Source organism: Streptomyces spiroverticillatus (assembly GCA_014650415.1).
GTDB classification, from domain to species: domain Bacteria; phylum Actinomycetota; class Actinomycetes; order Streptomycetales; family Streptomycetaceae; genus Streptomyces; species Streptomyces spiroverticillatus.
Window position 1 is genome coordinate 811,273 of record BMUX01000002.1, and the last position, 18,218, is coordinate 829,490.

Below are 18,218 nucleotides of genomic sequence, written 5' to 3' on the forward strand. Positions count from 1 at the left end.
CGGCCCGCTGGGCCAGGGGGTCCCCAGCCCCGCCCCTTCACCTAAAGCGCTCGGCCGCGCGGCTGAGTGGGTGGCTGGTCGCGCAGTTCCCCGCGCCCCTGAAGGGGCACGGCAAGAGCGCGCCCGGCACAGGACGTCGCGCCCGCGCGACGGAGCCGTGCAGGCGGGGCGGGCCCGTACGGGCAGGGCGGCCCGCAGGGCGGCCGTGTCCTGCGGGCATGGAGAAGGGGCCGCACTCCCCAACGTGCGGCCCCTTCTCACGTACAGCTAGCGCATCAGGCGACCGAAAGCTCGACCTTGATGTTGCCGCGCGTGGCGCTGGAGTACGGGCAGACCTCGTGGGCCTTCTCGACGAGGGACTTGGCGGTGGCCTCGTCCACGTTCGGGATGGAGGCCGAGATCGCGACCTCCAGGCCGAAGCCGCCCGCCTCGGTCGAGCCGATGCCGACCTTCGCGGTCACGGTCGAGCCGGTGATGTCGATCTTCTCCTTGCGGGCGACGACACCCAGCGCACCCTGGAAGCAGGCGCTGTAGCCGGCCGCGAAGAGCTGCTCCGGGTTGGTGCCCGCGCCGCTGCCGCCCATCTCCTTCGGCGGGTTGACAACCACGTCGAGCTTGCCGTCGTCGGTCGCGACCCGGCCGTCACGGCCGTTCTCGGCGGTGGCGACAGCGGTGTACTTGACGTCGATCTTCTGGATGGACATACGGGTTGATCCTCCTGCTTGGTTCGCCAACGGCTCGCGCCCACGCGCCGTGACGGTGTGGGGTGAGCTTACTCGCTGAGGGAAACGATCATCTTTCCGGTGTTCTGGCCGCGCAGCATGCCGAGGAACGCGTCGACGTTGTGGTCGATGCCCTTGACGACGGTCTCGTCGTACTTGAGCTCGCCGGAGCGGATCCAGGCGGAGACCTCCTCGACGAACTTCGGCTGGAGGGCGGCGTGGTCGCCGACGAGGACGCCCGTCAGGCGCAGGCGCTTGCCGATGATCGCCATCATGTTGCGCGGGCCCGGGACCGGCTCGGTCTCGTTGTAGCCGGAGATCGCGCCGCACAGGGTGGCGCGGCCGTGCACGGTGAGGGAGGAGATGGCCGCTTCGAGGTGCTCGCCGCCGACGTTGTCGAAGTAGACGTCGATGCCCTCGGGGGCGGCCTCGCGGAGCTGCTCGGCGACGGGGGTGGCGTCCTTGTAGTTGAAGGCCGCGTCGAAGCCGTATTCGTCGGTCAGGAGCTTGATTTTGTCGGCGGAACCGGCGGAGCCGATCACGCGCTTGGCGCCGCGCAGCTTGGCCAGCTGGCCGACCTGGCTGCCGACCGCGCCCGCCGCGCCGGACACGAAGACCGTGTCGCCCTCCTTGAAGGAGGCCACCTCGAAGAGGCCCGCGTAAGCGGTCAGGCCCGGCATGCCGAGGACGCCGAGGTAGGTGGAGAGGGGGGCCAGCTCGGCGGAGACCTTGGTGGCGTAGTCCGCCTTCAGGTCCGCGTACTCGCGCCAGCCCAGGTCGTGCAGGACGTGGTCGCCGACGGCGAAGCGGTCGTCGTTCGAGGCGATGACCTCGCCGACCGCGCCGCCGGTCATCGGCTCGCCGAGCTGGAAGGGCGGGATGTACGACTTCACGTCGTTCATGCGGCCGCGCATGTAAGGGTCGACGGAGAGGTAGAGGTTCCGGACGAGGACCCGGCCCGGGGCGGGCTCGGAGACCGGGGTCTCGACGAGCGCGAAGTCCTCCGGGACCGGCCAGCCGTTCGGACGGCGTACGAGGTGCCAGGCGCGGCCGGTGGTGGGGAGAGTGGTGGTCATGGGTGTGCGGCCTCCGGATCGACGCGGTGGAGCTTGGTACTGATGAAGATTGAGTATCTGGATGAAGCTTGCTCATCAATGTTTGAGATTGTCAAGTAAGTGGGGTGAGTGGTTGTGGCGGGTGGCGTGGCGGGCGGCATGACGGGCGGCGGGGCTCCGGGGCCTCGGTCTCTGGGGCCCCGGGAGTTTCAGCTCGTGCTGTTGCGGAGGATGGCCGATCACCAGCCGGGGCTGGTGGAGGACGCCCGGATCGCGATGGGGGTGAGCCTCACCGAGATGCGGGACGTCAACCGTCGCTGGCAGGCGATGGTGCGCTCGCCCCGGGCGCGCGGGGCCGTGGAGCGCTACCGGTCCGTCCTGGGGCCCGCGGAGGCGGTGGTACGGCGGCGGGTCGGGGACCTGGAGTGCGAGGCATGGCAGTGGCGGGTGCCGCTCTGGCCGGACCTGCGGCTGGAGGTGATCACCGGCCCGGACGGGGTGGCGTGGAACGAGTGGCTGGTGCGGGCGCCGGAGGCCGCGGGGCCTGCTCTGCGCACTGCTGCGGACCTCGTGCCCTGGTCGGCGACGGTGGACGAGGTGGCGCGGGCCTTCGCCGCTTTCGGGCCGGTACGGATGCTGGACGGCGCGGCGCCGAACCGGGCCCGCCTGTCCCTGACCCTGCCCGACGGGTCCGCCACGGTGGCGGAATTCTCCTGGGGGCTCTTCCAGGAGTTCAGGGAGGTGCCGTAGGGCCTCGGGAGGGGGGGTCGGGTTCCTGACGTATCAGCAGTTTCTGGCGTGGCGTCAGATCCCGTACCCCGTGCGGCTCATCCCAGCGCGCGCCCGCCGCGCGCACCCCGCACGATGCGACTATGACCGTCAGCCTTGAGCAGTTGCGCCGTTGCCATGTCGCCGTCGATCTGGGGGCCGCCAGGACCCGGGTCTTCGTGAAGGGGCTCGGCCTCGTGGTCGACGAGCCGAGCTGCGCCGCCGTCAACACCCGCACCGGCGCCCTCATCGCGGTCGGTGCGTTCGCGGAACAGATGACCGGGCGCACCCCCGACTACATCCGGGTCGCCCGGCCCGTCTCCGGCGGCACCGTCGTCGACATCGAGATGGCCCAGCGGATGCTCCGCAGCCTCCTCGGCGACAAGCTCCGCCGCCAGTTGCGCCGCAAGCCGGGGCTGCGGGCCGCCGCCTGCACCCCGCACGACGCCGACCCGCTCGCCCAGCGCGCCGCCGTCGAGACGCTGGTGGGGATCGGGGCCCGCCGGGTGGAACTGGTCGACACCCTCATCGCGGCGGCCGTCGGCTGCGGGCTCCCGGTGGAGCAGCCCTCGGCCACCATGATCATGGTGTGCGGGGCGGCCACCACCCAGGTGGCGGTGCTCTCGCTCGGCTCGATCGTGGCCGCCGAGCGGATTCCGGTGGGCGGCAACGCCATCGACCACGCCGTCGTGCAGCACCTGCGGCAGGCGCACGAGCTGATGCTGCCGTCGCAGTCGGTACGTCCGCTGCAACTGGCCCTGCGGTCGAGCGGGCTGGCGGCGGGCGGGCCCGTGTCGACGGAGATCCACGGGCGGGACGTGGCGACCGGGCTCGCCCGCTCGGTGCACGTGGACACCGCCGCCGTGCAGCGGGCCATCCACACGCCGCTGACCGCCGTCCTGGACGGCATCGGCAAGATCCTGCGGACCTGCCCGCCGGACCTGGTCGCCGACCTCGGCGAGAGCGGAATCATGATGGTCGGCGGGAGCGCGCTGCTGCCGGGGCTCGACCAGATGCTGCGGGACGCGACGGGGATGCCGGTGCGGATCGCGGAGCGGCCGGACGTGTGTGCGGTGCTGGGGCTGGGGGCGATGCTGGAGGGGCGGATTCAGCCGTTGGCGCTGGATCCGCTGGCGGAGTCGCGGGCGGCGCGGAAGGGGTCGGCGAAGGGGGCTGCTGCCTCGGCCCCGGCTCCGGCGGAGCAGGCGGAGGCTCACCCGGCGTCGTAGGGGGCCGGTGCCGGGGGTGCGGGCAGAGGGCGGAACCGGGGTGGCCCGGTATCGGGCGGGCCGCCCCCTTGCCCGCCCGTCCCGCCCCCGGGGGGCGGCCCCGCCGCCCAAGGGGGCGAGGGGAGAGAGGGAGAGGGCGGCCCTCCCCCGGACCCCGCGACCGCACCGGAAACCTGCGCAGGCCCCGCCCCGCTGGTTAAGGTCGTACAAGATCGGCACATACCCGGCGAGAAGGAACCCGAGCCCCATGCACCGAGAGGGACGCGCGGCCCCCGGCCTGCCCCGACTGCTCGACGCGGTCCTCAGCGTGGGCACGGACCTGGAGCTGCGCAGCACCCTCCAGCACATCGTGGACTCCGCCGTGGAGCTGACCGGCGCCCGCTACGGCGCCCTCGGGGTGCTCGACGCCGACCGGACCCGCGTCACCGACCTCTACACGGCCGGGCTCGACGAGGCCGCCCGCGAGCTGATCGGGCGGCTGCCGGACGGGCACAGCGGACTGCTGGGCGCACTGGTGCGGGAGCCGCGCCCGCTGCTCGTACCCCGTATCAGGACCGATGTCCGCTCGGTGGGGTTTCCGGAGGGGCATCCGGCGATGGATTCGTTCGTCGGGGTGCCGGTGCGGGTCGACTCCCAGGTCTTCGGCAATCTGTATCTGACCGACAAGCAGGACGGCACCCCGTTCGACACCGACGACCTGTCGCTGCTGCGCGTCCTCGCCGCGCAGGCCGGCATCGCGATCGGCAACGCCCGCCTGTACGAGACGGCCCGCTTGCGCGAGCACTGGATCGAGGGCGCCGCCGCCGTCACCACCGCCCTGCTGCACGGCACCAGCGCCGACGACGCGCTGATGACCGTCGCCGACAAGGCCCGCACGCTGTCCGGCGCGGCGGCCGGGATCGTCCTCCAGCCGACCGGGGACTCCGGGATGGAGATCGTCGCGGCGGCCACCGGGCCCGGCGACGACGCGGCCGACTTCCTCGGTACGGCGATCGAGCCCGGCAGCCCGGTCCTGGACCAACTCCTGGGCGGGGAACCGGTGTTCGTGGACGACTCGGCGACGGACGACCGGATGACGACGGTCGTGCGCTCCCGCTTCGGCCCCAGCATGCTGCTGCCCCTCCAGAGCGGCGGCCGGCTCGTCGGGACGCTCGCCCTGCCCCGCCGCCCGGGCGACCCGCCGTACACGGGGGTCGAACGCCTGCTGGCCTCCCAGTTCGCCTCGCAGGCAGCGCTCGCGATGGTGCTGGCCGACGGACGGGAGGCCCGGGAGCGGCTCGCGGTGTTCGAGGACCGCGACCGGATCGCCCGCGACCTGCACGACCTGGTCGTACAACGCCTGTTCGCGACGGAGATGATGCTGGAGTCGACCCGGCGGCGGGCGGCGAACGGCGCGTCGGCGGTGCCGGGGATGGACGACCTCCTCGGGCAGGCCGTCGACGAGCTGGACTCCACCATCCAGGAGGTCAGGACCGCGATCTTCGCCCTCCAGCAGCCCCCCGCCGACGCGCCCACGACCGTACGCGGCAAGGTGCTGCGGGAGACGGCGGGCGCGGGCGCGCTGCTCGGGTTCGCACCGTCGGTGCACTTCGAGGGTGCGATCGACGCACTGGTGACGGAGCCGGTGGCGAAACAGCTGGTGGCGGCCCTGCGCGGGGCCCTGGCCGCCGCCCACCGCAGGCCGGGGGTCACCTCGGTGAAGGTCCGCGTCGACGCGAAGGCACCGCTGCCGGACGGGCGGGAGGGCGTACGGCTGACGGTGGAGGACGACGGGGAGGCGACGGAGGGCGGGGCGCGGGGCACGGTCGTCACGTGGCAGTCCCCGCTGTAGATCCGCCGGGCCCACGGGAAACTCGGTCGCGCACCACACCCCCGACCCCCGACAGTAAGCGCCATGAGCGAGCTGATGGCGCCCGCGCTGGCCGGTGCGGCGGCGGGTCTGGGAGTGGCGGTACCCGTCGGGGCGATGGGCGTCCTCCTCATCCAGGAGGGGATGCGCGACCGCCGCAGCGCCGTGGCCGCCGCGTCCGCCGTCGCCGTCGTGGACCTCGCCTACGCGGCCGCCGCCACCGCCCTGGGGCCGCTGGTCGCGGCGGCGCTGAGCGGGGTGGAGGCATGGGTGCGGCTGGTGTCGGCGGCCGTGCTGATGGTGATCGCGGTACGGGGACTGTGGGCGTCCCGGCACCCGGCCGCCGGCTCCCCCGCCGCCGGTGAAGCGACCGGCTCCCCCGCCGCCCGCAAGGCCACCGGCGCGACCCGCACCTTCACCCGCTTCGCCGCCCTCACCCTGGTCAACCCGACGACCGCCCTCTACTTCGCGGCCCTCACCACCGCGCAGGGCGCAACCCTGGACGGCCCCGGCGCGGGTTCCCTGTTCGTCGCCGGGGTCTTCCTGGCGTCCTTCTGCTGGCAGCAACTCCTGGTCGCGGCGGCCGGGTTCGCGGGCGCGCGGATCTCGCCCCGGGTGCGGGCGTGGACCTTCCGCATCGGCTTCGGGCTGGTCGCGGTGTACGCGGTGAAGATCGCCCTGCCGTTGCCGTAGCCACGGGGGCCGGACTCCGTACTTGCCGCAGCTACGGGGGGCTAGATCCCGTACACCCGTTCCGCCGTGCCTGCGAACACCTCCGCCCGCTCCCCCTGCGACAGCCCGGCCGTGAGCTCGCGGGCCGCGTCCAGCACCCCGGCGTAGGTCGACGCGAGCCTGCACACCGGCCAGTCCGAGCCGTACATCACCCGGGACGGGCCGAAAGCGTCGAGCACCACCTCCGCGTACGGGCGCAGGTCGGACACCTCCCAGGCGGACCAGTCCGCCTCGACCACCATTCCCGACAGCTTGCAGACCACGTTCGGCAGCGCGGCCAGGTTCCGTACGAGCGTCGCCCACGGCTGCGTCTCGCCCCGGGCGATGGGGGGTTTGCCCAGGTGGTCCAGGACGAACGTCAGGCCGGGGTGCGCGGCGGCCGCCTTCGTGGCCGCCTCCAACTGGCCCGGCACGATGACCAGGTCGTGGACGAGACCCGCCGACTCCAGCGCCGCCAGGCCCCGGGCCACGTCGTCCCGCAGCAGCCACTCCGGGTCCGGCTCCGACTGGACCTGGTGGCGGATGCCCACCAGGGCTGCGCCGCCCGGGAGTTCGCGCAGGCGGGTCAGTTCGTCGGCGACGCCGTCGGACGTGAGGTCGGTCCAGCCGACCACCCCGGCGATCAGCTCGTGCCCGGCCGCCAGGGCCAGCAACTCCGGGGTCTCCTCCGGGACGGTCACCGTCTGGACCACGACCGTCGCGTCCACGCCCGCCGCCTCGGTCTCCGGGAGGAGGTCGGAGACCAGGAAGTCCCGTCGCAGCGGGGCGAGTTCGGGTCCCGTGATCCAGTCCTGGTCGCGTACCGACAGGTCCCACACGTGGTGGTGCGCGTCCACGATCCGGCCGTTCACAGCGTCATCAGCCCCTCTTCCCTCAGCTCGTCCCACAGCTCGTCCGGCACCTCGACCGCCAGCATCGCCGCCGCGTCCGCCGCCTCCGCCGCCGACCGCATCCCCACCAGCACGCTCGCCACCGCCGGGTGGCGGAAGGGGAAGTCGAGGGCTGCGGCCCGGAGCGGGACGCCGTGGGACTCGGCGATCTTCTTGATGCGCAGGGCGCGGCCCAGCAGGTCCACCGGCGCCGCCTTGTAGTCGTACGTCGCCCCCGGCTGCGGGTCGGCGAGGAGGCCCGAGTTGAAGACCCCGCCGACGACGACGCTGCGGCCCCGGCGCAGGGCCTCGGGCAGCAGGGACAGGCCCGCCCGCTGGTCCAGCAGGCTGTAGCGGCCCGCGCAGAGCACGACGTCCGCGTCCGTTTCCGTGACGTAGCGTTCCAGCGGGGCGACTTGGTTCATGCCCGCGCCGATCGCGCCCACGACGCCCTCCGCCCGCAGCCGCTCCAGGGCCGGGTAGGCCTCGCTCAGGGCCTGGGCGCCGTCGTCGCCGCATTCGTCGGCGTCGTGGAGGTAGACCACGTCGATCCGGTCCAGGCCCAGCCGGGTCAGGCTGTCCTCGATGGACCGGCGCACCCCGTCCGCGCTGAAGTCCCACACCCGGTGCTGGTCGGCCGGGACCGCGAAGCCGCTGTCCATGCCGCCCGTGCCGCCGGGCAGGAGCAGCCGGCCGACCTTTGTCGACAAGGTGTACGAGTCCCGGGGGCGGCCGCGCAGGGCCTCCCCCAGGCGGCGTTCGGAGAGGCCGAGTCCGTAGTGCGGGGCGGTGTCGAAGTAGCGGACCCCCGCCGCCCAGGCGGCGTCCACGGCGGCGTGGGCGGCCTCGTCGGAGACCTCCCGGAAGAGGTTGCCGAGGGTCGCCGCCCCGAAGCCGAGCGCGCTGACCGGCACCCGGCTGTTACCCAGCGTCCTCACTGGCCCACCGGGCGCAGCCGCAGACCCTGCATCCCGCCGTCCACCGCGAGCGAGGCGCCCGTCACCGAGGCGGCTGCCGGGCTCGCCAAGTAGGCGACGGCGGCGGCCACTTCGTCGGCGCTGACCAGGCGGCCCATGGGCTGGCGGGCGTTGAGGGCGGCGCGCTCCGCCTCCGGGTCGTCGGCGGCGTCCAGCAGGCGGCCCACCCACGGGGTGTCGGCCGTGCCGGGGTTCACGCAGTTGACGCGTATGCCCTCCCGGACGTGGTCGGCGGCCATCGCGAGGGTCAGGGAGAGGACGGCTCCCTTGCTGGCGCTGTAGAGGGCGCGCTGCGGCAGGCCCGCCGTCGCGGCGATCGAGCAGGTGTTGACGACACAGGCGTGCGCGGAGGCGCGCAGCGCGGGCAGGGCGGCGCGCGTCACGCGCACCATGCCCACCACGTTCACGTCCAGCACCCGGTGCCACTGGTCGTCGTCGTTGTCCTCGACGGTTCCGGCCGCGCCGATGCCCGCGTTGTTGACCAGGATGTCGAGGCCGCCGAGCGCCTCCAGCGCGGCGGCGACTCCGGAACGTACCGAAGCGTCGTCCGAGACGTCCGCCTTGAAACCGAGCAGCGGCTCCGTCGCCCCCGAAGGGTCCAGATCCAGTACGGCCACCCGCGCGCCGCGCGCCGCCAGCAGCCGAGCCGTCGCCAGGCCGATGCCCGAGGCACCCCCGGTGACCAGCGCCTTCAGCCCGTCCAGCTCGCTCATGCCCCTACCTCCTCGGTGATCTGTGCGGCCAGGTCGGCGGCCCAGAACCGCCCGCCCGGATAGGTGAATTCGGCGATCGACTCCGCGTGCATGGTCGCCGAGAAGCCCGGTGCGACGGGGGCCCGGTAGTGGCCGTCGCGCATCACGACCGGGTCGGTGAAGTGCTCGTGGAGGTGGTCGACGTACTCGATGACACGGTCCTCGGTGGTGCCGGTCAGCGCCACGAAGTCGAACATCGACAGGTGCTGGACCAGCTCGCACAGGCCGACCCCGCCCGCGTGCGGGCACACCGGCACGCCGAACTTCGCGGCGAGGAGCAGGATCGCCAGGTTCTCCCCCACCCCGCCGACGCGCGCCGCGTCGATCTGGAGGACGTCAATGGCGCCCGCCTGGAGGAGCTGCTTGAAGATGATCCGGTTCTGGACGTGCTCGCCGGTGGCGACCTTGATGTCCGGGCCGACGGCCTTGCGAATCGCGGCGTGGCCGAGGACGTCGTCGGGGCTGGTCGGCTCCTCGATCCAGTACGGGTCGAACGCACCCAGCGCCCGTGTCCACTCGATGGCCTCGCCGACGTTCCAGCGCTGGTTGGCGTCGATGGCGATACGGATGTCCGGGCCGACGGCCGCGCGGGCCGCCCGCATCCGGCGTACGTCGTCGGCGAGATCGGCACCCACCTTCAGCTTGATCTGGGTGAACCCGTCCGCGACGGCCTCGTGGGCGAGGCGGGTCAGCTTCTCGTCGGAGTAGCCGAGCCAGCCGGGCGAGGTGGTGTAGCCGGGGTAGCCGCGCTCACGCAGCTTCGCCTCGCGCTCGGCGGCGCCCTGCTTGCCGGTGCGGAGCAGTTGGAGCGCGTCGGCGGGGCTCAGCACGTCGGCGATGTACCGGAAGTCGATCTGCTGCACGAGCCATTCGGGTTCGGCGTCGGCGAGCAGCTTCCAGAGCGGCTTGCCGGCCCGCTTGGCGGTGAGGTCCCAGGCGGCGTTGACGGCCGCCCCGATCGCCATGTGCATCACGCCCTTCTCGGGCCCGAGCCAGCGCAGCTGGCTGTCCCCGATCAGGGCGCGGCCCAACGTACCGGGATCGGCGCACAGTTCATCGACCGACCGCCCGACGAGGTGCGGCTTCAGGGCGTCGATGGCGGCGACCTGGACGTCGTTGCCGCGCCCGATGGTGAAGGTGAAGCCGTGCCCCTCGATGCCGTCGTCGGCGTCCGTGCGCAGGATCAGATACGCGGCGGAGTAGTCGGGGTCGGGGTTCATCGCGTCGGAGCCGTCGAGCTCGCGGGAGGTGGGGAAGCGGATGTCGTACGTATCAACTGCCGTGATACGCGCGGTCGTTCGGGTCACTTGACGGGCCTCTCACGCCTGGGCGAAGGTCTGGCGCTGGCTGCCGAGGCCGTCGATGGACAGCTCCACGGTGTCGCCCGCACGCAGGTAGGGGTTTCCGGGCAGGCCGAGCGCGACGCCGGCCGGGGTGCCGGTGTTGATGACGTCGCCGGGCTCCAGGACCATGTACCGGCTCAAGTACGCGACGATCTCCGCCACGTGGAAGATCATGTCGCCGGTGTGCCCGTCCTGGCGCTTGACCCCGTTGACGTTGAGCCGCAGCCGCAGGTCCTGCGGGTCGGCGATCTCGTCGGCGGTGACCAGCCAGGGGCCGAGCGGGTTGAAGGTCTCGCAGGACTTGCCGAGGTCCCACTGCGGGGAGAAGTCGAGCTGGAACTCGCGCTCGGAGACGTCGTGGCTGACCGCGTACCCGGCGATGCAGGCGAGGGCCTCCTCGGGGCTCTCCAGGTAGCGGGCCTTGCTGCCGATGACCACCCCCAGCTCGACCTCCCAGTCGGTGCGGGTGGAGTCCCTCGGGACCAGAACGGTGTCGTACGGCCCGACGACCGTCCCCGGATCCTTCATGAACACGACCGGCCGGGGCGGGATGGCGGCCCCGGTCTCCTCCGCGTGGTCCCGGTAGTTGAGCCCGATGCAGACGACCTTGCCGGGCCGGGCGACGGGCGCTCCGGTACGCAGCTCCTGGGCCCCTTCAAGGAGGGGCAGCTCACCGGCCACGTGCGCGGCACGCACCCGCTCGACACCGCCGTCCGCGAGGAAGGCACCGTCGATGTCGGACGTGACCCCGGAGAGGTCGTACACCTGACCGTCGTCACCGAGGAGCGCGGGCTTCTCACTGCCGGGCTCGCCAAGTCGCTGGAATTTCACGGGGGTTGAACTCCTTGCTTCGGTGGGGCGTGTGGGGGTCGGGGCAGTGCCGGTGATCGGCACCGCCGGGCGGCTACGGCCTTCCGCACGGCTGCGGCCGACCAGGTCGATCCTGCGGACGCGCCGCGCGGGACGCGGACGGCCGTCCGACGTGAGTCCGGGACTGCACCGGACTCGGGCAGAGGCTGCCCCCCCTCGGGCGGGGGCTGCCTCTTCTCGGACGGGGACGTCTCGCCCGGGTGGGCGTGCCGCCCGAGCGAGGTCGTGCCGCCCGGGCGCGCTTCTTGCTCGGGTGAGGCCACCCCACCGGGAGGCGAGGTGGTCCCGTCCGGGCAGGGCCGTCCCGTCCGGGTGGGCGTCCTCCCCAGGTGGGGCCGTCCCGTCCGGATGGGCGTCTTGCCCGGGTGAGGCCACCCCACCGGGAGGCGAGACCATCCCACCCGGGCGGGCATCCCGTCCCCGGGCCGGGAGCACCCCACCCGGACGGAGCCGACCCGCCCAGGCAGGCGTCCCGTCCAGATGGGACCGCCCCGCCCGGACGAGGCCACCCTGATCCGGCCACCCCGCCCAGGCCGGCGTCCTCCCGGGTGTGAGGCCGCCCGGCCCGGGTGGGCGTCCCGTCCGCGCGGGGCCAATCCGTCCAGGTGCAGGGCCGCCCCACCCGGGTGGAGCCGTCCCGCCCAGGAACGGGGCAGCTTCGCCCAGGAACGGGGCCCCGGGAGCAGGCCTCGCACCCGGACCCGGGGCAAACTCGCCCGGGAGCGGGACCCTCCCTCCCAGGAGCAGGCCCACCCCACCCGGTGGCAGGGCCGTCCCGGGCCCGGGTGCGGAGCCCTTCCCCTGGCCCGAATGAGGGCCGCCGGGGCGGGCCTGCGACAGTCGGCCCGAGTCGTGGGGTCGGCCCCAGGGGCCGGGATCGGGCCAGGGCTGGGAGCCACCCAGCCCTGCCCTCCTCCCGAGCCCGCACCCCGCCCCGCTCCCGGACACGCACCCGGCCGCAGACGCCGCCTCAGTCCTGGGCCCGCCCCGTCGTGACGCGGGCGATCATCAGGGCGATCAGGATGATGCCGCCGTAGATGGCCTGGATCCAGAAGGAGGGCACCTGGGCCAGGGTGAGCAGGTTCTGGACGACGCCCAGCAGGAGGACACCGGTCAGGGCGCCGAACATGGTGCCCTTGCCGCCGTCCAGGCTGATGCCGCCGATGACGGCCGCCGCCATCACCGTGAAGATCATGTTCTGGCCCTGGTTGGCGTTGATCGCGCCGACGTAGCCGGTCTGGATCAGGCCGCCGAGGGAGGCCAGGACGCCGGCGGTGACGAACACGCCGAGCATGACCCGGTCGACCCGGATGCCCGCCGCCTTCGCGGCCGCCGGGTTGCCGCCGATCGCGTACAACGCCCGGCCCACCCGGTGGTACTTGAGGACGAAGCCCGCGATGCCGAAGCACAGGGCCGCGATCCACACGGACAGCGGGATCCCGATGAAGGTGGAGGTGGCGAGGGCGAAGAAGGCGTCCGGCATGCCGAAGAGCGTCTTGCCCTCGGTCGCGCCGACGAGCAGCCCGCGCAGTACGATCAGCATGGCCAGCGTCACGATGAACGCGTTGAGCTTCAGCTTGACGACCAGCGCCCCGTTGAACGCCCCGACCAGCGCGCCCACCACCAGGATCACCAGGATGCCGACGAACGCGGGCATCTCCGTGCCGAACCCGGAGCTGAGCGCGGGCAGCACCAGCAGTGCCCCCATCGCGGGCGCGATGCCCACGATCGACTCCAGCGACAGGTCGAACTTGCCGGTGATCAGGACGAGCGACTCGGCCAGCACGACCATCGCGAGCGCGGCGGACGCGCCCAGGATGGAGATGATGTTGCCGCTGGTGAAGAAGGACTCGTTGGTGAGGGCTCCGACCAGGACGAGCACCAACAGGGCCGGAAGCAGGGCCAGTTCGCGTGCCCGGCTCAGCAGCAGGGTCTTCTTGCGGTCGGCGGCGGAGCCCGACGCATCCCGTGCGGGCGCGGCCACCTTCGAGGCTGTCGTGTCAGCCACGGTCTACTCCTTCGATGGATGCGATCAGCTCGTGGTCGTTCCACCCGGCCGCATGGTCCGCGACCACCCGCCCGTGGAAGAGGACCAGGACCCGGTCGCAGCGCCGCAGATCGTCTATTTCGTCGGACACGACGAGCACCGCCGTGCCGTCCTCGCGCGCACTGTCCATCCGCGCGAGGAGGGACTCCTTGGACTTCACGTCCACACCCGCCGTGGGGTTGATCAGCACCAGCAGCCGCGGATCGGAGGCCAGGGCCCGTGCCATGACCACCTTCTGCGCGTTGCCGCCGGAGAGGTCCGAGACAGGCTGGTGGGGGCCCTCCGCGTGGATGTCGAGGCGCCGGATCAGTTCGTCGCCGACGGTGCGCTTCTTCTCCGTACCGACGAATCCGTACGGCCCGAGCCGCCCCAGCACGCTCATGGTGGCGTTGTCGCCGATGCTCATCCCGGAGACCAGGCCCTGGTCATGCCGGTCGCGGGGCACGCAGCCCACGCCCGCCTTCAGGGCTGCGGGCACGTCCCCGAAGGGGAGTTCGCGGCCGTCGAGCCGGGCGGACCCGCGCTCGGGCGTGTACAGCCCGGCGAAGGTCTCCGCCAGCTCGATCTTGCCGCTGCCGCTCGTTCCGGCGAGGCCCACGACCTCGCCCTCGCGGACGGTCAGGTCGATGTTCTCGTACGCCGCCGAACAGAGCCCGGCGACCTCCAGCCGCACCGGCGCGTCCAGAGGCACGGAGGAGCGGGCGGCGCTCTCGGCGGCCGTGACCGCCTCCCCCGCCATCGCCTCCACCAGTGCTGCGCGCGGGAGTTCGGCGACCGGGGCGGTGGTGATCCAGCGGGCGTCGCGCAGGACGGTCACCGCCTGGCACACCTCGTACACCTCCTGGAGGTGGTGCGAGATGAAGAGGAAGGTGACGCCGGACTCCTGGAGGGTGCGCATGCGGGCGAAGAGCCGCTCGATCTCCTTGTTGTCGAGCTGCGCGGTCGGCTCGTCCAGGACGATGAACCGGGCGCCGAAGGACAGCGCCCGCGCGATCTCGACCATCTGCCGGTCCTCGACCTTCAGGTCGTCGGTCCGGGCGTCGGGGTCGACCCGTACGTCCCAGGTGTCCAGCAACTCCGCTGCCTGCGCCCGCAGTTGCTTCCATTTGATGACGCCGCCGAAGCCGGTGGGCTGGCGGTGGATGAAGAGGTTCTCCGCGACCGACAGCTCCGGCACGACGGTCGGCTTCTGGTACACGCAGGCGACCTTGCGCCGCCACGCGTCCCGGTCGGAGAGCGCGGGGGCCGGCTCCCCGTCGAAGCGGACCGTGCCCGCGTCCGGGGCCTGGAGCCCGGTGAGCACGGTCACGAGGGTGGACTTGCCCGCGCCGTTGCGCCCCACCAGGGCGTGCGACTCGCCGGGCATCACGGTCAGCCGGCCGTCCTGAAGGGCGGTCGTGGGACCGTACCGCTTGGTGATCCCGGACGCCTCGACCAGCGGTTTCAGGTCAGAGGCGTCGGCACGGGTCACGGTGCTCACTTGACGTTGTTGCCCCAGAGCGCCTTGTCGTCCACGTTCTCCTTCGTCACCAGCGGAGCCGGAAGCTGGTCCTCCAGCAGCCCGCTCGGGTGCTTGACGATCGTGGAGTTGTGGTCGGTCGGGCCCTCCTTGAAGGTCTCGCCCGCCATCGCCTTCTTGATGTAGTACATGCCGTACTTGGCGTACGTGTCGGCGGGCTGCGAGACCGTCGCGTCGATCTCGCCCTTGCGGATGGCGTCGAACTCCTGCGGGATGCCGTCGTTGGAGACGATCGCGATGTGCCCCGCGTCGCCGACCGGCTTGAGGAGGTTCTTCGACTTGAGGGTCTGGAGGGTGGGCGCGAGGTAGACGCCGCCCGCCTGCATGTAGATGCCCTTGATGTCGGGGTTCTGGTTGAGGAGGGTGTCCAGCTTGGAGGCGGCGGCGTCCGACTCCCACTTGGCGGGGATCTCCAGCACCTTCAGGCCCGGGAACTTGTCCTTGGCGCAGGTGCGGAACGCCTCCGAGCGCTCCCGGCCGTTGACCGAAGCCAGGTCGCCCATGATCTGCACGACCTTGCCGGTCTTCACCTTCGAGCCCAGGAACTCGCAGGCCTTCTGCCCGTACGCGACGTTGTTCGCCCGCACGATCATCGCGACCTTGCCCTTCTCGGGCGCGACGTCGACGGCGACCACGGGGACGCCCTTGCGCTCGGCCTGGTCGAGGCCCGCGGCTATCGCGGCGCTGTCGAGCGGGGCGACGACCAGGCCCTTGACGCCCTGGTTGAGCTGGTTGTTGATGTCGGTGATCTGCTGTGCCGGGTCGGAGTTGGAGTTGACGGTCTTCAGTGCGTCGACCTTCTCCTCCTTCGCCATCTTCGGCACGTAGTCGTTGTACGACTGCCAGAACGGCGAGGTCAGCAGGGGCAGGATGACACCGACCTTGCCCTCGCCCCCGGCCGCGCCCGCCTTGCCCGCGTCCTTGGTGCTGCCGCAGGCGCTGAGCGCGAGGGCCGCGCACGCCGCGAGGGCGGCCACCCGTACCGCCCGCGTCGCGGTCCCTGCCGGCCTGTTCACTGCCCTCTTCGCTGCCCTGCTCATGCTGCCGGCCATCTGACGGCTCCTCGGCTCCTGATCGAATCCCGATCCCCTACGAACGGATTGCGCGCGCCGAATATTTATCAGACCTTTCCGGGGCTCCAACACCCCTCTGAGCCGATTTTTCGCAGAGAACTGGCCAATTGGTCCGATGACTTGGATGATCGGGCAGAGTGGGGGTGAGCACGGCGGGCGCGATCGGCGCTCACCGCACACAGCCCGTCGCCCGCATCCGATCCGCCGCCCGTCCGTCCTGCCGAAGCCGGAGGAACCCCCATGGCAACGACCACCCCCGAAGCAGTTCCCGAGCCGGAGGCGGACGCCGTACCGCTCAAGGGCGGTTCGGTGACGCAACGGGCGATCGAGTCCATCAAGGCCATGATCACCGACGGGAATCTGGCGCCCGGCCAACGCCTGCCCACCGAACGGGACTTGGCGGTGCGGCTGGGCATCTCGCGCAGTTCGATGCGTGAGGCGATCCGCGCGCTGACGGTCCTGGGCGTGCTGGAGTCCCGGCACGGCTCCGGGATCTACGTCACGAACCTGGAGGCCGGGGACCTGCTCGACACCTTCGGCGTGGTCGCGGAGATCTCCCCGCAGCCCCGGCTGGTGGAGTTCCTGGAGGTGCGCCGGATCCTGGAGTCGGCGGCGACGGCGCTGGCCGCCGCCCGTATCACCGAGCCCCAACTCGCCGCGGTGGCCGTGCACTTGGACTCGATGCGGGAGGCGGAGGACCCGGAGGAGTTCCTCGCCGCCGACATGGCCTTCCACCGCACGATCACCCAGGCGGCGGGCAACGAGGCACTGGCCGCGATCGTCGAGGGCCTGTCGTCCCGCACCTTCCGGGCCAGGGTCAGACGGGGCCACCAGGAGGCGGACGCGTTCGCCCGGGCCCGCGAGGAGCACGCCCGGATCTACCAGGCGCTGGTGGGCCGCGACCCGGAGGCGGCCAGGGTGGCGGCGGCCTCGCACGTGGGCGCGGTGGAGGACTGGCTGCGGGGGCAGTTGGAGGAGTGAGCGGGGGTTTCCCCGGCTTGCCCGGCTTCCGTGGCTTCCGTGAGGAACGCGGTGCGGGCCGTGCCGGAGATCCGGCGCGGCCCGCTGCTCGTAACGCTGATGAGGTTGCTCACTCCGCCGACCCGGCCCCGCCCCCTCCGAAGACCAGGTCCACCAGCATCACCGTCGCCTTCTGGAAGGCCGGGGCCAGCGACAGCTCCGGGTCGTCGACGTAGTTGAACGCGGCGGTGAGGGTGCGGCTGCCGTCGGGGGCGGCGTACATCAGCGCGCCGTGGCCGGAGATGCCGCCGTTGTGGGTGATGACCGTGCCGCCGTCGCCGGTCGGCTGGACGAAGACCCCGAGACCGTACGGGACCTTGGCGTGCGTCTCGTACATCTCGGCCAGCAGCGGGGCGGGCAGCAGCTCGCCCCCGACGAGCGCGGAGATGAAGGTCTCCAGGTCGCGGGTGGTGGAGACCATGTCGCCGCCGGTGGAGACCCAGGCGGGGTTCTGGCGGGTGACGTCGACGATCCGCTCCTGGCCGTCGGCGTCCGGGTAGCGGTGGTAGGCGTGGGGGTGCGGCTCGGGGAGGTCGGTCAGGGGGCGGTCCGCCGACGGGACGGCGGTGCCGGTCAGGCCGAGCGGCTCCAGGATGCGGGTCGCCGTCTCCTCGGCGAGGGTGCGGCCGGTGACCTTCTCGACGATCAGGCGGACGAGTACGTAGTTGGTGTTGGCGTAGCTCCAGTCGGCGCCCGGCTCGAAGCGGACCGGGCGCTCCAGGGAGTAACGCACCAGCTCTTCGGGCGTGTAGGCCTTGAAGCGGTTCTCCACCCACTCCTGGCCCGACCAGGGGACGCCGTAGACCTTCGAGCCGTCGTCGTAGATCTCGCCGGTGTGGTTGAAGAGGCCGGAGGTGTGCTGGAGGAGCATGCGGACGGTGATCCGGGGGTCGAGACCGAACTCGGGGAGGTAGTCGGCGGCGGGGGTGTCGAGGCCGACCTTCCCCTCGCCGACGAGCTGGAGCAGCACGGTGGCGGCGAAGGTCTTGGTGTTGCTGCCGATGCGGACCGGGGAGTCGAGCGGGGGCGGCTGACTGCCGCCCCGTTCGGCGAGACCGGCCGTGCCGGACCAGGCGCCGCGTTCGTCGCGGACCCGGAGCTGCACTCCGGTGAAGCCGGCCTCGACCATGGCCTCCAGGGCCTGCTGGAGCTCGGGGCGGGTCTGGGCGGGGACGGTGGCGGCTGCGGTGCTGTTCATGGCGGTGGTCTCCTTGGTTCCCGGGGCGGCGGCGTGGTGCCGCCGCCCCGGGGTGATGGTGGGGGTGGGGCTGTGGTCGGGCACTGCGGGATCAGTTGCTGCGGGCGGTGACGTTGCCGTACGAGGTGGTGGCGTGGACGGTGAGCTTCGCGGCCGAACCGGCGCTGTTCTGGAGGGAGTTGGCGATGCGGCCGT

At 72.3% G+C, this 18,218-nt stretch carries 15 protein-coding genes and 2 pseudogenes; 5 read left to right on the forward strand and 12 right to left on the reverse strand.

The features are described 5' to 3' along the window. Positions 1 to 275: 275 nt before the first annotated feature. Both IE269_RS07960 and IE269_RS07965 read right to left on the reverse strand, forming a co-directional pair. Positions 276 to 704: an organic hydroperoxide resistance protein gene (locus IE269_RS07960; RefSeq protein ID WP_189822020.1), complete on the reverse strand. Its 429-nt coding sequence runs from the start codon at positions 702 to 704 to the stop codon at positions 276 to 278. A 68-nt stretch (positions 705 to 772) separates the two neighbouring features. Next, on the reverse strand, positions 773 to 1,798 hold the full coding sequence (locus IE269_RS07965) for an NADP-dependent oxidoreductase (protein ID WP_189822021.1): 1,026 nt from the start codon (positions 1,796 to 1,798) through the stop codon (positions 773 to 775). 138 nt (positions 1,799 to 1,936) lie between these two features. On the opposite strand from IE269_RS07965, the gene IE269_RS07970 reads away from it, so the two are divergent. The 4 genes and pseudogenes from IE269_RS07970 to IE269_RS07985 all read left to right on the forward strand — a co-directional run bounded on the left by IE269_RS07970 (position 1,937) and on the right by IE269_RS07985 (position 6,316). Further along, entirely contained in the window at positions 1,937 to 2,527 is a 591-nt protein-coding gene (locus IE269_RS07970; protein ID WP_189822114.1) for a hypothetical protein, read from the forward strand. 122 nt (positions 2,528 to 2,649) lie between these two features. Further along, positions 2,650 to 3,681: pseudogene (locus IE269_RS07975) on the forward strand (rod shape-determining protein); the annotation flags it as partial. A 340-nt stretch (positions 3,682 to 4,021) separates the two neighbouring features. Next, positions 4,022 to 5,605, forward strand: a complete 1,584-nt coding sequence (locus IE269_RS07980; RefSeq protein WP_189822023.1) for a sensor histidine kinase — start codon at positions 4,022 to 4,024, stop codon at positions 5,603 to 5,605. A 63-nt stretch (positions 5,606 to 5,668) separates the two neighbouring features. Continuing rightward, complete coding sequence (locus IE269_RS07985; protein ID WP_189822024.1) at positions 5,669 to 6,316, forward strand: LysE family transporter; 648 nt, start codon at positions 5,669 to 5,671, stop codon at positions 6,314 to 6,316. A 41-nt stretch (positions 6,317 to 6,357) separates the two neighbouring features. Here IE269_RS07985 and IE269_RS42985 read toward each other — a convergent pair whose 3' ends face one another. The 8 genes from IE269_RS42985 to IE269_RS08020 form a co-directional block, all read right to left on the reverse strand. Continuing rightward, a complete protein-coding gene (locus IE269_RS42985) occupies positions 6,358 to 7,206 on the reverse strand; it encodes an amidohydrolase family protein (protein WP_229898294.1) in 849 nt (282 codons plus the stop codon). After that, positions 7,203 to 8,162, reverse strand: a complete 960-nt coding sequence (locus IE269_RS42990; RefSeq protein WP_229898295.1) for an aldo/keto reductase — start codon at positions 8,160 to 8,162, stop codon at positions 7,203 to 7,205. The genes IE269_RS42985 and IE269_RS42990 overlap by 4 nt, the downstream gene beginning before the upstream one ends. Beyond that, a complete protein-coding gene (locus tag IE269_RS07995; RefSeq protein ID WP_189822026.1) occupies positions 8,159 to 8,914 on the reverse strand; it encodes an SDR family NAD(P)-dependent oxidoreductase in 756 nt (251 codons plus the stop codon). Before IE269_RS07995 ends, IE269_RS42990 begins: the two co-directional genes overlap by 4 nt. Next, positions 8,911 to 10,260: an enolase C-terminal domain-like protein gene (locus tag IE269_RS08000; RefSeq protein WP_189822027.1), complete on the reverse strand. Its 1,350-nt coding sequence runs from the start codon at positions 10,258 to 10,260 to the stop codon at positions 8,911 to 8,913. Before IE269_RS08000 ends, IE269_RS07995 begins: the two co-directional genes overlap by 4 nt. Before the next feature lie 12 nt (positions 10,261 to 10,272). Continuing rightward, the gene (locus IE269_RS08005) at positions 10,273 to 11,127 is read right to left on the reverse strand and encodes a fumarylacetoacetate hydrolase family protein (RefSeq protein WP_229898296.1); all 855 of its coding nucleotides are present in this window, start codon (positions 11,125 to 11,127) and stop codon (positions 10,273 to 10,275) included. Positions 11,128 to 12,136: 1,009 nt separating this feature from the next. Next, complete coding sequence (locus tag IE269_RS08010) at positions 12,137 to 13,150, reverse strand: ABC transporter permease (protein WP_229898307.1); 1,014 nt, start codon at positions 13,148 to 13,150, stop codon at positions 12,137 to 12,139. Positions 13,151 to 13,166: 16 nt separating this feature from the next. Further along, complete coding sequence (locus IE269_RS08015; protein WP_229898297.1) at positions 13,167 to 14,693, reverse strand: sugar ABC transporter ATP-binding protein; 1,527 nt, start codon at positions 14,691 to 14,693, stop codon at positions 13,167 to 13,169. After that, positions 14,690 to 15,784 (reverse strand): sugar ABC transporter substrate-binding protein, encoded by a 1,095-nt coding sequence (locus IE269_RS08020; RefSeq protein ID WP_189822030.1) that lies wholly within the window; start codon positions 15,782 to 15,784, stop codon positions 14,690 to 14,692. Before IE269_RS08020 ends, IE269_RS08015 begins: the two co-directional genes overlap by 4 nt. A 261-nt stretch (positions 15,785 to 16,045) precedes the next feature. Here IE269_RS08020 and IE269_RS08025 point away from each other — a divergent pair, with 261 nt between their 5' ends. Further along, positions 16,046 to 16,786: a FadR/GntR family transcriptional regulator gene (locus IE269_RS08025; RefSeq protein WP_189822031.1), complete on the forward strand. Its 741-nt coding sequence runs from the start codon at positions 16,046 to 16,048 to the stop codon at positions 16,784 to 16,786. A gap of 109 nt (positions 16,787 to 16,895) precedes the next feature. Here IE269_RS08025 and IE269_RS08030 read toward each other — a convergent pair whose 3' ends face one another. Both IE269_RS08030 and IE269_RS43720 read right to left on the reverse strand, forming a co-directional pair. Beyond that, entirely contained in the window at positions 16,896 to 18,023 is a 1,128-nt protein-coding gene (locus tag IE269_RS08030) for a serine hydrolase domain-containing protein (RefSeq protein WP_189822032.1), read from the reverse strand. Between the two features lie 91 nt (positions 18,024 to 18,114). Beyond that, positions 18,115 to 18,218, reverse strand: a pseudogene (locus IE269_RS43720) (DUF4097 family beta strand repeat-containing protein); the annotation flags it as partial.